This is a genomic window from Pseudoalteromonas sp. P1-26, assembly GCF_001401795.1.
Lineage (GTDB): Bacteria > Pseudomonadota > Gammaproteobacteria > Enterobacterales > Alteromonadaceae > Pseudoalteromonas.
On the sequence record NZ_LKDX01000005.1, the window covers coordinates 89,379 to 103,253 of the forward strand.

General features: G+C 41.8%; 13 protein-coding genes. 4 read left to right on the top strand and 9 right to left on the bottom strand.

What is annotated here, in order from left to right:
* Window positions 1-109 precede the first annotated feature (109 nt).
* The 3 genes from AN394_RS04615 (at window position 110) to AN394_RS04625 (ending at window position 5,495) form a co-directional block, all read left to right on the top strand.
* Window positions 110-877 carry a class II aldolase/adducin family protein gene (locus tag AN394_RS04615; protein ID WP_055020893.1) on the top strand — a complete coding sequence of 256 codons (768 nt, stop codon included), beginning with the start codon at window positions 110-112 and terminating at the stop codon, window positions 875-877.
* A 9-nt stretch (window positions 878-886) separates the two neighbouring features.
* Window positions 887-2,062, top strand: a complete 1,176-nt coding sequence (locus tag AN394_RS04620; protein ID WP_054552450.1) for a mandelate racemase/muconate lactonizing enzyme family protein — start codon at window positions 887-889, stop codon at window positions 2,060-2,062.
* A 412-nt stretch (window positions 2,063-2,474) separates the two neighbouring features.
* On the top strand, window positions 2,475-5,495 hold the full coding sequence (locus AN394_RS04625) for a TonB-dependent receptor (protein ID WP_054563504.1): 3,021 nt from the start codon (window positions 2,475-2,477) through the stop codon (window positions 5,493-5,495).
* A gap of 80 nt (window positions 5,496-5,575) precedes the next feature.
* Here AN394_RS04625 and AN394_RS04630 read toward each other — a convergent pair whose 3' ends face one another.
* The 9 genes from AN394_RS04630 to AN394_RS04670 all read right to left on the bottom strand — a co-directional run bounded on the left by AN394_RS04630 (window position 5,576) and on the right by AN394_RS04670 (window position 12,774).
* On the bottom strand, window positions 5,576-5,950 hold the full coding sequence (locus AN394_RS04630; protein WP_054563505.1) for a hypothetical protein: 375 nt from the start codon (window positions 5,948-5,950) through the stop codon (window positions 5,576-5,578).
* Window positions 5,951-5,958: 8 nt separating this feature from the next.
* Window positions 5,959-7,506, bottom strand: coding sequence for a S41 family peptidase (locus tag AN394_RS04635; protein WP_055020894.1), 1,548 nt, complete (start codon window positions 7,504-7,506; stop codon window positions 5,959-5,961).
* Between the two features lie 44 nt (window positions 7,507-7,550).
* Window positions 7,551-8,393 (bottom strand): amidohydrolase, encoded by an 843-nt coding sequence (locus AN394_RS04640; protein ID WP_055020895.1) that lies wholly within the window; start codon window positions 8,391-8,393, stop codon window positions 7,551-7,553.
* The gene (locus AN394_RS04645; protein WP_055020896.1) at window positions 8,390-9,115 is read right to left on the bottom strand and encodes an SDR family NAD(P)-dependent oxidoreductase; all 726 of its coding nucleotides are present in this window, start codon (window positions 9,113-9,115) and stop codon (window positions 8,390-8,392) included. Before AN394_RS04645 ends, AN394_RS04640 begins: the two co-directional genes overlap by 4 nt.
* A gap of 9 nt (window positions 9,116-9,124) precedes the next feature.
* On the bottom strand, window positions 9,125-9,613 hold the full coding sequence (locus tag AN394_RS04650) for a peptidylprolyl isomerase (protein WP_054563509.1): 489 nt from the start codon (window positions 9,611-9,613) through the stop codon (window positions 9,125-9,127).
* Window positions 9,614-9,676: 63 nt separating this feature from the next.
* Window positions 9,677-11,173, bottom strand: coding sequence for a LysM peptidoglycan-binding domain-containing protein (locus AN394_RS04655; protein WP_152968915.1), 1,497 nt, complete (start codon window positions 11,171-11,173; stop codon window positions 9,677-9,679).
* Between the two features lie 28 nt (window positions 11,174-11,201).
* Window positions 11,202-12,188, bottom strand: a complete 987-nt coding sequence (locus AN394_RS04660; RefSeq protein WP_054563510.1) for an MBL fold metallo-hydrolase — start codon at window positions 12,186-12,188, stop codon at window positions 11,202-11,204.
* A 68-nt stretch (window positions 12,189-12,256) separates the two neighbouring features.
* On the bottom strand, window positions 12,257-12,544 hold the full coding sequence (locus AN394_RS04665; RefSeq protein WP_054563511.1) for a cell division protein ZapA: 288 nt from the start codon (window positions 12,542-12,544) through the stop codon (window positions 12,257-12,259).
* Window positions 12,544-12,774 carry a cell division protein ZapB gene (locus tag AN394_RS04670; protein WP_054563591.1) on the bottom strand — a complete coding sequence of 77 codons (231 nt, stop codon included), beginning with the start codon at window positions 12,772-12,774 and terminating at the stop codon, window positions 12,544-12,546. Before AN394_RS04670 ends, AN394_RS04665 begins: the two co-directional genes overlap by 1 nt.
* 240 nt (window positions 12,775-13,014) lie before the next feature.
* On the opposite strand from AN394_RS04670, the gene AN394_RS04675 reads away from it, so the two are divergent.
* Window positions 13,015-13,854 carry a 23S rRNA (adenine(2030)-N(6))-methyltransferase RlmJ gene (locus tag AN394_RS04675; protein WP_055020897.1) on the top strand — a complete coding sequence of 280 codons (840 nt, stop codon included), beginning with the start codon at window positions 13,015-13,017 and terminating at the stop codon, window positions 13,852-13,854.
* Window positions 13,855-13,875: the final 21 nt, after the last annotated feature.

The window sequence follows — 13,875 nt, forward strand, 5'->3', positions numbered from 1 at the left end:
GGCCACATCAATTGATGTGGCCTTTTTGTATCACCTATTGATCATCCATTAATAGTAATTTAGACTTCTATACATCTATTTGTGCAGTGTCACATATACAAGGTTTTCCATGTTTGACTTACCAAAACTCGATTTAAAAAATAAAGTATCTGAACAAGAATGGCAGCTTCGTGTTGATTTAGCAGCATGTTACCGTTTAGTTGAGCACTTTCGATGGGGGGATTTAATTTATACCCACCTATCGGCACGTTTACCGGGCACAGATCATTATTTAGTTAATGCATTTGGTCTTAGTTTTGATGAAGTGACGGCATCAAACCTTGTGAAGGTCGATTTAGCAGGCAATATTCTTGATGACACGCCATTTAAAATTAATCCGGCTGGTTTCACTATTCACAGCGCTATTCATGAAGTTCGTGATGATGCTCACTGTGTTATTCATTTACACACAAAAGAAACCATCGCCGTTGCAACGCAAGAAAAAGGCCTGTTACCACTTAGCCAATACTCAATGTTCTCATTGCCATCATTGTCTTATCATGGCTACGAAGGGTTAGCGGTAAACAATGAAGAGAAAAAGCGCTTGCAAGATGATTTAGGCACCACTAATCACATGCTATTGGTTAACCACGGTGGCTTAACTGTTGGCCCAACAGTGGGAGATGCCTTTATGCGATTTTATGATTTGCAGCGTGCCTGTGAAATTCAATTGGCTATTCAAGCCAGTGGTCAAACGGCAATCCCGGTACCACAACCTATTATCGATAATATTTATAATCAAGCGAATGTCGTGCATAGCGGCAGCACAGGTGGCCAGTTAGCTTGGCCAGCCATGTTACGTAAAGCTTATCGTCTTGATCCTAGTTTTGCTCAGTAAGGAGTAACCATGAAAGTTAATCGCGTCGAAGTGTTCGATATTCATTGTCCAGACAGACCTGCTTGGACACCTGTTTTTGTGCGTATTCACACCGATGAAGGTATTAGCGGTGTGGGTGAAGCGGGTCTGGCTTATGATTTAGGTCATAGCGCAGCTGCGGCAATGATCAAAGAAATGGCTGATGCCTTTTTAATTGGTCATGACCCATTTCAAACAGAAAAACTGTGGTCACGAATGCTACGCGAAAGCTTTTGGGGTTTAGGTGGTGGTCCTGTTGTATATGCAGCAATGAGCGCCATTGATACTGCACTTTGGGATATTAAAGGTAAAGCATTAGGCTTGCCTGTTTACCAGTTATTAGGTGGTAAAGTTAACGATAAGCTGCGTACTTATGCATCACAATTACAGTTTGACTGGGACAGCGAATTTAAAGCGCTTGTTCACCCAGAAGAATACGCAGAAGCAGCGCTTAAGGCGATGGCTGAAGGGTATGATGCGGTAAAAGTTGACCCAATCCAGTACGATAAAAACGGCAATACTTATTATGACCGCACTAATATTATTTCTCGTGCAGAAATGAAATTATATCGCGCGCGTATGCAAGCTATTCGTGAAGCAGTCGGTGACGAAGTTGACATTATTTTTGAATGTCACAGTTTACCTGGCGCAACATCAGCAATTCAAATTGGTGAAATTGCTGAAGAGTTCGATTGTATGTATTACGAAGAGCCTGTGAATTACTTAAATCATTCATTACATGCAAAAGTTGCTGACAAAGTAGCGGTGCCAATTGCAGGTGGTGAACGTTTGTATAACCGCTGGGGTGTGCGTCCTTACTTAGAAGATCAAAGTATTGATGTATTACAGCCAGACTTAGGCCTGTGTGGTGGTTTCACTGAAACTAAAAAAGTGTGTGATTATGCTGATATCTTTGATGTGCGTATTCAAGCTCACGTGTGTGGCGGCCCAGTAGCAACTGCAGCTTCGTTACACCTAGAAACCGCAATTCCTAACTTCTTAATTCACGAACATCACACCTATGCGATTAAAAAATGGAACCGTGAATTGTGTATTCAAGATCCACAACCTAAAAATGGTTTCTTCCAAGTATCAGAAGAGCCAGGTATCGGTATTGAATTAAATGATGAAGTCGTTATGCGCTCACAACGTGTTGAGATTAAGTAATACTAATTCACAATATCAGAGTTAAAATTTAATGTTGAATATTGAAAAAGGCCCGTTAGGGCCTTTTTTGTGAAAAAATGTAATTGTTAATATTTATGTATTAGGCTTTTTTATTAAATAATAGGTATGTTTAAGCTGAATGCCGAATCTAAGTTTGCTAATTTTAATGTTAATGGTTTGGTTTATTTTGATGTTTTTAATATAATCCACCTCCGTATTGTTTATGTTTCTGAAATTATACAGATTAAAACCCTGTGATTACATAAAGTTACATTTAGTCCTTGGTTCTAATAAATATGGTTTTTTTGTAATATATTTGTGTTTTTTAATTTACATTCTTGTTTCACTTTACTAATGTAATTGTGCCTATTTTATAGGCGCAAATAATTATAATTTAAACAGGGATACAAAAATGAAATCTATGTTTCGGAAAAGCATAACAGCGATAGCAGTTACTGCATCGCTAGGTTTAGCCCTTCCTGCATCTGCATCGGACGTAATTGGTTCTGTTCAGAATGTGGCAAATACCTCTTCTTACACTGTAAAAGTTAAAAACCCAGCAACAGGTTTAGAACGTACTTTAAATATTTCAGAAAATGGAACGTTCCGCTTTGCATCATTACCTTCAGGTAACTATGACATTCAGATTCTAAAAGACGGTAATATTGTTGCTGAAGACAAAGTGCGTGTTTCTTTAGGTGCTAACTCAAAGGCAAACTTTGATTTAGCAAGTGTTGCAAACTCAGGCCCTGAAGTTATTCAAGTTGTTGGTGCACGTATTTCATCAATTGATTTATCGACAGCTGACTCAGGCTTGGTTATTACCGATGCTGAAATCGATCGTATGCCTATCAGTCGTGATCTTACTTCGGTTGCATTATTAGCGCCTGGTGCAGTTAAAGGTGATAGTGCATTTGGTAACACTGCCTCATTTGGTGGTTCATCTGTTGCGGAAAATGCTTGTTATATCAATGGTCTTGAAGTAACAAATACACGTCAAGGTCTAGGCTGTGGTGAAGTACCATTCGAATTTTATGACCAATTCCAAGTAAAAACGGGTGGTTACTCAGCGAAGTTTGGCCGTGCGACGGGTGGTACGATTAACACCACAACCAAAAGTGGTACCAATGAATGGGAATTCTCTGCAGTTGTACAATATTCTCCTGACTCACTTCAAGAAGAGGGTTCTATTTCACGTGGTAACCAAGGCGCCGGACAAATTTTCCGAGACGAAAGCGTAGCTTCTGATAATAGCGCGGATGTCACTTTAGCAGTGGGTGGTCCGTTAATTGAAGATACTTTATTCTTCTATGGCTTAGTAAACCCTCGTGATACAGAGTCTACATACACTTGGGGAGGTGACGAATTCTCACCAAACGATCAATATCGTAAAGAATCAGCATCAGGCGGTGATAACCTTTTCTGGGGTGGTAAGCTTGATTGGGATATTACGGATAATCATCGCTTGAGCTATTTTGCTTACTCAAACCGTCGTGATATTGAGCGCTCTGTTTTTGAGTATGACAATGGTGCGATTGGTGATCGTATTGATGGCGCACTTCTAAAACGTGGTGGTAAAGCACAAAGCTTAAGCTATACAGGTATCTTAACAGAAGACCTAGTAGTTACAGCAATGGCTGGTAATATCAAAACTGAATATGAAACTCAATCTGAGAATCTAGTTTGTCCAAGTGTAACTGACTCGCGTGGTACTTCAAACCCAATCACTGGCTGTGGTGCTGGTGGTAGTTTTGGTGCCAATAACGATGACAATACACAATATCGCTTAGATGTTGAGTATGTGTGGGATGCACACGAAATTAGCTTTGGTATCGATTATCAAGAGCGTAAATCAGAGCGAATCAGCCAACCAATTGGTGGCCATAGCTATGACTATCGTACGCTTGCAGATAATGGTAGCTGGCAAGCTGATAATGGTGCACTAACCAATAACACAGGTGCTGCACTTGATTATGTTGAAGATCGTATCTTTGACGGTGGTGGTAGCTTTGAGTCTGAATTAACTGCTTACTATCTTGAAGATCACTGGCAAGTAACTGATGATTTTGCTGTTAAAGTTGGCCTACGTATCGACGAATTCGATAGCTGGGGTACGACTGGCAAGTTATTAACAAGCTTCAAAACAGACATTGCTCCTCGCTTAGGTTTCACATGGGATCCAACAGGTACGGGTGATACGAAAGTGTACGGTACATATGGTCGTTACTATTTACCAGTTGCTAATAACACGATTTTCCGTGCGGCATCAGGTGTTAGTGATATTACGACTGCCTATACGTATACGGGTGTGGATCCAACAACAGGCGCACCAACAGGCCTTGCTCCTTTAGCTGATACTATCGGCAGTGGTGGTTTAGCAAATTCACAACAAGTGAGTGGTGTACCTGTTATCCCTGAAAAAGATATTTTCCAAGCAAAAGAAGCGGATCCGTTTTCTAAAGATGAGTACATCATTGGTGTGCAACAAGCACTCAACGATGAATATACCGTTGGTTTAAAAGGTACATATCGTGAAGTTGCAACTGCACTAGATGATTACTGTGGCCGTTACGCATACCCATACTGCGTCATGATCAACCCAGGCTCTACATCAAGCTGGTACAGCGATGGTTATTACTGGAATGGTACTGATTGGGGTGATTCAAGCTTTGATAATGACGGTGTTCCAGATGCAGGCTCACTAACAACTTACTCAGCTGAAACAATCGGCTTACCGAAAGCAAACAATGAGTATACGTCAGTTGAATTTAGCTTGGATTACCGCGCGGAAACTATCCGTTACCAATTCGGTTATACTTGGGCACGTAGTGTAGGTAACTTCGAAGGTGCTGTTAAGTCTGATATCGGCCAAGCTGATGCGGGTATTACGCAAGATTTCGACTTCCCAGCAGTAATGGATGGTTCACAAGGTTATCAACCTAACGATCGTCGTCACACATTTAAGTTCTTCGGTAGCTGGGAACCAGTTGAAAACTTAACTGTTGGTTGGAATGCAACACTACAAAGTGGTCGTCCACAAAGCCTATTCGGCCAAGGTTATCCATCAAAAGATCCAAACCTAAATGGTGGCTGGGGTGATACTTTCTACATCTATACCAATGATTGTCCAGACACGAATGGTGATGGCGAATGTCAACAAGACGAAAAAATCTATGAGCAGCACACTCGTGGTACAGCGGGTCGTACTCCTTGGACGTTTAACTTAGATTTATCAGCTGCATATGACTTCACGGTATCTGATATTGATATGCGTGCAACTATTAACGTATTTAACGTACTTAATAGCCAAGAGATGACATCTGCGAATGAGCATTATGAGCAAAATGAGGGTGAAGTTAACTCTTATTATGGTTCTGCGTATACATGGCAATCACCTCGCTCTGTTCGTTTAGGATTTGAAGCTCGCTTCTAAGCATAAGAACAATCAATTTGATTGTCCCCCGACTAAAAAAGCCCGTAAGGGCTTTTTTTATATCTGTTTTTTAGTTTAGATTAGTTTATCGGTTTACATTTTACCAAAGGTAGTGGCTCGGTCGCTTTACTATCTAAATGGCGCACAAAACACATTTTATTTTTGATTAATAATTCAAAACGCTCAGGCATAGCTAGCTGTTTACCCATTATCGGGTTACCTTGCGCATCCAGTACATTCATACTATCAGTCACTAATATACTGCTATTTATAAACGCATCATCGGCTATAGCGACAGGCTTGCTATGCATTAGTCTTGCTATCCCTTTTGCTATTAGCTCACTTTGTGGCTCAGTTAACCGCGCATGCTGCAGTTTCGGTGTTGGCTCTTGGCTTTGAGCACTACAGCCTAGCAGTGTCGATAACAGTAATAGACTAGTTAGTTGGGCTCTCATTAAGGTTCCTACTGCTCTAAAATTTTACTTTGCTGAAGCAAGGTAGAAGTACGGGTATCAAGCACTTTCGGTGTGTCTGTAAAAATAGCCGGTGCAAACCCTTGTTCACTAATCGTTGAAGTGGCGGCAGGGCAGCGGCCAGTCTCACGATAGCTAAGCGCTGTACTTAGCATAGCTTCACTTTCATCGCCTAATTGATGAGTGAAGTCGTCAGCAACAGCGCAGCCTGGGATCATTACAGGTTGAAACTCGCTATCGTTGCTGTTTTGCGGTGCAAAGCCATCTGCATATTCACCAAATTCCTTATTATTGACGCCCGTAAACTGAATGCTGAAATACGTAGTATCACAGTTATCAGTTGGGTAGTAACCATAGGGTTTGCCACAGGTTGTTTCGCCTATTTGAATTACCTCGATGTCGGCACCGCGTAGGCCATTAATCACTGCCTCACTTGCTGAGCAGGTGCTGCCTGTTGTCAGCACAAAAACACGTTCTAGGTTCAACGAAGGCAATGGGGTTCCTGGGCTGACAGCTGGGTTTTCGGCAAAGCCTAAAAACTCATCAGTAAAATAAACAGGCTCTAAGCGATCGCCAGTGATTGGGTTAAACGTTGGATGCTGATCATTAAAAATAGTGCGCTCGAAGATTTTACCTGTGGTGTTACTTTCGCCAGCTACCATGTAAGCAACTTGGCTGGCCATTTGCAGGAACCCACCGGGGTTATAGCGCATATCAATAATTAAATCTTTAACGTTACTTGCAGCTAAATTATTAAAGGCATCGTATAAGGGTTTTTCTGCTACAGCATTATGGCGATTAAACTGAAAGTAGCCTACTTCACCATTGGCGAAGGTCTTTATGTTGCTAACTGCTTGGCCTGTAATAGTTTGTGCAGTCATAGTGACTTCGCGAATTTCGCTGGTATTAATGTCTTTGAATACAAAAGAGGTCACCTTGCCAGACTCTGATGGAAAGAGGCCTGCATTTAATACATCAACCTCAGCTTGGGTGCTGGCATTAACAAAGTCAACGCCATCCACTTCAATGACTTCTAAGCCTCGGCTCAGATTGAGGTTTGCAGCCGGTGAGTTAGGTTCTGTGTAGCTGATAATCCCTTGGCGAGGGGCGCTGGCACTGATTAACTTAAGTTTAAAGCCATAACCAAAAGACTGCCCCGATTGGCTCTGAGCTTGCCACTCGTCAGTTGGCAAGCTGGCATGAAAGTTATCTTTATTTGCACCTGAATCAGTGGTGTTTTGGGTTTTTAATAAGGCAAAGTAATTTAAAACACCGTCAGTCAATGCAGGGTTGCGATCAACAATTTCGTTATACCAAAGGTAGGTTTCGTGACTCCAAGCGCGTAGCCAGTGCTTTTCATTAAGTGCTTGGCATTGTTGGTCAAACTTACTTGATGGCTCAAATACACCTTCAGTCCATGTGATATCAGCAGCATCGATAGTCCCTGACTCTGAGCTACCAGAACCACCACAGCCTGCAATGATAAGCGAACACGTAACTGCTACAGCAGCTAAAGGCTTTTTAAAATGAACAAACATAACACCAACCTAAACAGCTTTACTGACCTGAATATAGCTAGTTTTTAAGCAATTAGATAGATTTCGCGGGCGTTTTTATAGCTTAGTTTATGCCATAAACTCGACTGCGAGCACAATGAGTGATAGTGCTCCCAGCAGTTTTTGTAGCTGGTATTTATCTGGCAAACAGGGAAATTACTGGCAAACATCACTCGATGTTCACCAAAGTACTTAACTAAATTATTAACCAGCCAAAGGTGTTTGTTTACGGCAATTTGTGTGAATTCTAACCCTGAGAACTTTATCGCGATATTATCGCAGCGGCTGAGTTTAATGATTGCTTCGAGCCATCTTTGCTCACTACTAATAAAGCCTAAATGATTAATTACCACACGTAATGAGGGCAGTGCGGTGCAATATTTAATAATCTGCTCGGTTACCTGCATGTTTTCAATTTCAAACTGTGCTTCAAAGTGTAAGTTTTCGCTTGCGAGCATGGCTAGGTTATCTTGGCAGTGAGGAGTTAATAAGCGCTTTGCTTCATCACCTTCGGTTATATCGCGAATACCAACCAAAGATGAGTGCTTTAACTCATTGAGTGACGCTTCAAAGTGTTTGCTAGATGCGTCAATCGCGCTGTAGCTGATTGCGCGATAGGGAATGTCATTTAAATGCGTTGCAAGCCAATTAAGCTCATTCACTGGCGCTTGGTTATCAAAGCCAGCTTCAATATGCACCAGCGCTTCTAGTTGAAATGGGCAAGCGGCTTTAAGCTCTGAAGCAGTAATTTGTTTTTTTATTTTATCTAGATTTGGCCAAGCGGGGGGATTGTTACCTTGTAGCCAAGTGTATTGACCCTTAGTGAGGTTAAAAAAGTGCACATGTGGGTCAATAATTTTGTCGCTCATTGCGTGGTGTATCCACCATCAATGCTTTGTAAGCTACCAGTTATAAAGCTTGCTTCTGGGCTTATTAAAAAATTCACCAAAGCAGCAATTTCTTCTGGTTGCCCTAAACGGCCTAGCGGCTGCAGCGCGGCTTCTTCAGCAACAATTTCTGCTTTATCGGCACCACTGCGCTGACAATATGCATCAATCGCATTATGAAACAGTGGTGTTTCTATCGTACCCGGACAAACCGCATTAGCACGAATGTTAAACGCGGCATAATCGAGTGCTGTCGTTTTTGCCATTGAAGCTAGCGCATGTTTGGTGAGGTTATAAGCAAACGAGTTTGGTTTGCCAATGATTGCCTGATCAGAGGCAACCAATACAACACTGCCGCCTTGCTGGCTTTTCATGCTAGGTAATACAGCTTGAATTGCTGCATAGGCACCTTTCACATTGAGCGCAAACAGGGCATCAAACGTTGCTTCATCGGTATTTTCGATGCTGGCACTTAAATGACGACCCGCATTAGAGATTAAGGCATCGACGCGACCCGTCTTGGCAATAATATCAGCGATAACTGACTTCACCTGCTGAACATCACTGACATCACAGTAGTGATAATTGCCCTCAGACGGGGTGATATCTAAGTTATATACTGTGTAGGCCTCACGCTCTAAACGCTCAACAATAGCTTTGCCAATACCTTTACTGCCACCAGTGACAATTGCAACGTTTGTCATCATTTACCCTTAGTGGCTGTGGCCACAACCGCCTTCACCGTGCACGTGGCCGTGTGATAATTCTTCGGCAGTTGCTTGGCGAACATTAATCACTTCAACATCAAACGTTAGTGTTTTACCAGCAAATGGGTGGTTTAAGTCACAATCAGCATTGAAACGGCCCACTTTAACGATAGTCACTTGGTGGCGACCTTGGTTTGAATGAACGATTGCAGTCATACCTGGCTTCCACACTTTTGTGTTACCTTGTAAGTGCTTAAGTGGAATACGTTGAATAAGGTTATCAACTCGCTCGCCGTAAGACTCGCTAGGCTCAAGTGTTACGCTAAAGTTATCGCCAGCCGATTTACCTTCAAGGGCTTTTTCAAGACCAGGAAGCATGCCTTCAGTGCCATGGATATATGAAAGTGGCTCGCCATCTTTACTTGATTCGATTTGCTCGCCTGCTTCACTAAGTGTGTAGTGAAACTCAACCGCTGCGTCTTTACTGATCTGCATGTTATTTCTCTTTAGAATTTAAATATAGGCGCTGATTTTACGCTAACCACAAAGAGTGAGCAATCAAGGCTTTTTCAACGAGCTTTCAATGCCTGACAACATGGCTTCGCTGGCTGGTACTTGCGGCTCAGCGGGTTTTGCTTGCGGTAGGTGCAATGTCAAAATGGTGCCTGGTTTTAAAATGCTAGTGGCACTGAGTTTATTCCACGTTGCGACGTCTTTATGAGGCACGTCGTATAGCTGACTGATACTCCAAATTGAATCACCTGGTTTGACTAGGTAATCAACCGCAATGGTTGCGATGACTTCCTCATGCTGTTCAAGGTAAGGGCTGATATTGTAATCAACCATAAGTGATTCCGGCATGGTTTGGGGCTGTGATAAGCGCAATTGTTCACCGACCTTAATCAGGTTACTTGTTTTGCTATTAAGCGCTTTCAGATCCTTTACAGACATATTAAAGCGTCTGGCAATGCCATAAAGGGTATCGTCTTTTTGCACTATATACTCACCGGCAAAGTTGTTGCGAAACAGCTTACTTTGCAACAAGGTGCGGCGCTCCATAGGTAAAAGCAGAGTATGTGGACCATTTGGCGAGCTTTGGTTTTTTAAATATCCTGGGTTTAATTTGTGGAGCTGGTTATGCCCCACGCCAGATAAGTTAGCGATCACCGAAAAATCAAATTGCTGGCCAACATCAAATTCTGTGGTGAGTGCTTTATTCGCTAATTTAGGGCGCTTTAAGCCTTGTTCAGGATGCTTTAGTAAATAGCTAAGTGCCAAAAGTTTAGGTATATATTCAGCGGTTTCTTTTGGTAGCGATAGCGACCAATAGTCAGTTTTTTTGCCAAGCTTTTTATTTTTTGCGATAGCTTTTTTAACGCGTCCTTCACCACTGTTATAGGCTGCAAGGGCATGCAGCCAGTCACCATCAAAGCGTTTATGTAAGTAACTTAAATAAGCTAAAGCGGCATCGGTTGAAGCGAGTATGTCTTGGCGACCGTCATACCATTGGTCGCTTTGCACACCAAAATGATAAGCCGTTGCGCCGACTAACTGCCAAACACCAACGGCTTGCTCTGATGATCGTATTGTTGGTCTAAAATCACTTTCAACAAAGGGTAATAGGGCCAGCTCCATCGGTAGCTTCTGTTGCTCGATACGTGTGACGATATGATACAAATAAGGTGCCGCACGTTTATTTACTTTAATCAGGTAATTGGGCTGTTTTAAATACCATTTTACTCGTGCAGATGTATGTTTATTGGTTTGAAATACCAGCGTTAAATTGTTGGCGATATGCTGCCATAGATCTTTCGAGCGAGGCTTTGCTAGCGGGGTATTATTGACTGCTATGGGCGCAGAAACAGGACGTGGTTCAACAGCTGTTGAATCGACAAACTCACTAGGTGCTTGTTGGGTTGTTAAATCGGGCTCATAATGGCTAAAAATCTCCGGCCTTGCCCGTTGTTGTTCTGTTTCTTGCTGAGTTACTTGGCATCCTTGTAAGCCAATAAACAAGCTCAGCAAAAGTAAATATTTCAAACTTACTTGAGCCATATAATAAAATCCTTTTACTATTTTAGCCCTATTTTGACAATTTGCTTTGTTTAAGTCCAGCTTCTAGAAACATAGAAAACGCTCTTTCGCCCACTTCATCAAGCTGGTATTGCTGTTTAACCTCTGCAGGAAAAAGCGGAATTAATTCACTCACTGGTTTATCTGGCGAGGAATTTGTCATCTCTTGAATGGTTTTTAAAAACCTTAAAGGGAGTGCAAGTTCAGCAGGTGTCAGTGGCTTACCGTGACCCGGTAAAATTGTTGTCAGTGTGGTATTTTTTTGGATACCTTGCAGCGTGGTTATCCAGCTAGAAAATGTACCATGCCCAGGATAGGGTAAGCTGTCGACTATATCGCCACCTAACAGCACGCGACCTTGATCTGCACTTAAAGTGAGATCGCCTTTAGTGTGTGCTTGATACGGTGTAATAACGATAGGGTAATTACCAAGGTCTAGCTGTGTTGGTTCAGTAATGCTAATCGCTGGTGGCTTTAAGGTGAGCTCTCGCCAGCGAAATAAGCGTTTTTTAGCAAGTTCTAGTTTGTCGCGCCAAATAGCTTGTTGATCTTCAGGTTGATTGGCAAGGCGTTGATAGCTCAATTCAATACTTTTTTCATAACCATCTAATTTATCTGTCAATGCTTGCTGCATCGCTACAAACTCAGTTGCTACTTGCTGATGCACAATAAGCTTAGCTTCAGGGAACTCAGCCTGTAAAACGGCCAAGCCTAGCAGGTGATCATCATGATAATGGCTCGCTACTAAATAACATAATGGTGTTTTTAAGCGTTTTTTTAACTGCACTGCGAGCTTTTCTACTTCGGCAAAGTTACCACTGGCATCAAACATTAATGCGCATTCTTTACCTTCAATCAGCACTTGATTCGAATCGTAAAAACGCAGTTTATTTTGTTGTTGTAGAAATTGGATTTCGGGACTGATGCTATGCCAGCTAACGCTTGCTTGGGCGCTATAGCTTACGAAAAGACAGATCAAAAAAGCACAAAATCGCATAGTGTTTCGCTCTGATAATGGTTAGTAGAATTGATTGTAAACAAAAAAAGCGCAGGATGCGCTTTTTTCTAAATACTAAGGTGCTGGCTGAGCTTATCTATTAAGCTGTCATGTTGTTGCTCTTGTTCTGCTTGTTGAGATTTAACTTCAAGCAATTCATGACTTAAATGTAATGCTGCCATCAGCAACGCTTTTTGGTCATTGCGAACCGATGAGCGTTGTTTCATTTGCTCCACTAAGTCATTCAAATTTTGTGCAGCAGCAACTAGGGCGTGTTCTTGCCCAGGTGGGCAAGAGAACTCATGTTCTTTACCTAGTAGCTCTACGGTGACCCGCTGACTTTGTGGGCCGCTCATTAGCTAGCCTGTTGAACGCTTTGTAATTTCTCAAGCAGGCCAGTTAGTGTGCTGCTTGTATCTTTTTGTTTCTCTTCGTTTTCTAGTACTTCTAGTTGCAGAGTTTCGTTCTCATCTAAAAGCTTAGAGTTTTGCTCTTGTAAGCTTTTAACTTCGCTTTCAAGTTCACTGTTGCGAAGAATTAACTTGTCGATCAGTTGTTCGAGTTGGGAAAGAGTTTCGTTATTCATAAATGCGCTCATAAAACTGTGATTATTGTCATGCAAATGTAAAGGAAAGTGTCTTGATATGCCAGCATTTACGGCCGTTTTAGAGGATTTTTATTTATTATTAAGGTGTAATTCAGCGTAGCGGCTTTTTTATTCATTTATGATTCACCAAAACGCCAGATGCTAGGATCATTTTCTGTTTATCATGTACAATATGGCTATTCATTTTTAATGCAGTTTTGCATTTGGCGACTTATAAATATGCTTAGTTATCGACACTCTTTTCATGCAGGTAACCCTGCTGATGTTCTAAAACATCTTGTTCTAGCTGAAGTTCTTAAATACCAAACAATTAAAGACAAACCGCTTGATTATGTGGACACCCACTCAGGTGCTGGCTTTTTTGAACTTGCAGGCAGTGATGCACAAAAAACACAAGAGTATTTAGATGGGATTGCTAAGCTTTGGCAGCATAACAGTGAACACAATGCACTTAATGAGTATATTGAGCTGATTAAATCATTTAACTCAAATGGTAATTTAGATTTTTACCCTGGTTCGCCAAAAATTGCAGAGCACTTTTTACGTCGCCAAGATAACGGTTGGTTCTTTGAGTTGCATCCACGTGACTTAGAGTTACTGCAAGACAACATGAAAGGTAAGCGTTCTATTCGCGTACGTGGTGAAAACGGCTTTCAAGGCTTAATTGGTTTATTACCACCAGCATCACGTCGAGCTTGTGTGCTTATTGACCCTCCATACGAAATTAAAAACGATTACGATACGGTTGTTAACACTCTTGTTAAGGCGCATAAACGCTTTGCAACTGGAACGTACATGATTTGGTATCCGGTTGTAGATCGTGAGCGAATTGACAGAATGGAAGCGGGTTTAATCGCATCGGGTATGCGTAACATTCAGCTTTTCGAGCTTGCAACAGAGGCAGACACCGACGTTCACGGTATGACAGCATCGGGTATGATAGTGATCAACCCGCCATGGAAACTAAAGCAAACAATGGATGCGGTATTACCAGAGCTTGTTTCATTACTAAGCGATAGCAGTGGTTTTTATCGCAGTGAACAGTTAGTTGAAGAATAATTTCTCCAATACAAAAACGCC

Coding starts and splice junctions, on each gene's coding strand:
- AN394_RS04650 (WP_054563509.1), bottom strand. CDS start 9,613: ATGCAGATCAGTAAAGACGCAGCGGTTGAGTTTCACTACACACTTAGT.
- AN394_RS04655 (WP_152968915.1), bottom strand. CDS start 11,173: ATGGCTCAAGTAAGTTTGAAATATTTACTTTTGCTGAGCTTGTTTATT.
- AN394_RS04640 (WP_055020895.1), bottom strand. CDS start 8,393: ATGAGCGACAAAATTATTGACCCACATGTGCACTTTTTTAACCTCACT.
- AN394_RS04620 (WP_054552450.1), top strand. CDS start 887: ATGAAAGTTAATCGCGTCGAAGTGTTCGATATTCATTGTCCAGACAGA.
- AN394_RS04625 (WP_054563504.1), top strand. CDS start 2,475: ATGAAATCTATGTTTCGGAAAAGCATAACAGCGATAGCAGTTACTGCA.
- AN394_RS04675 (WP_055020897.1), top strand. CDS start 13,015: ATGCTTAGTTATCGACACTCTTTTCATGCAGGTAACCCTGCTGATGTT.
- AN394_RS04670 (WP_054563591.1), bottom strand. CDS start 12,774: ATGAATAACGAAACTCTTTCCCAACTCGAACAACTGATCGACAAGTTA.
- AN394_RS04645 (WP_055020896.1), bottom strand. CDS start 9,115: ATGACAAACGTTGCAATTGTCACTGGTGGCAGTAAAGGTATTGGCAAA.
- AN394_RS04660 (WP_054563510.1), bottom strand. CDS start 12,188: ATGCGATTTTGTGCTTTTTTGATCTGTCTTTTCGTAAGCTATAGCGCC.
- AN394_RS04665 (WP_054563511.1), bottom strand. CDS start 12,544: ATGAGCGGCCCACAAAGTCAGCGGGTCACCGTAGAGCTACTAGGTAAA.
- AN394_RS04635 (WP_055020894.1), bottom strand. CDS start 7,506: ATGTTTGTTCATTTTAAAAAGCCTTTAGCTGCTGTAGCAGTTACGTGT.
- AN394_RS04630 (WP_054563505.1), bottom strand. CDS start 5,950: ATGAGAGCCCAACTAACTAGTCTATTACTGTTATCGACACTGCTAGGC.
- AN394_RS04615 (WP_055020893.1), top strand. CDS start 110: ATGTTTGACTTACCAAAACTCGATTTAAAAAATAAAGTATCTGAACAA.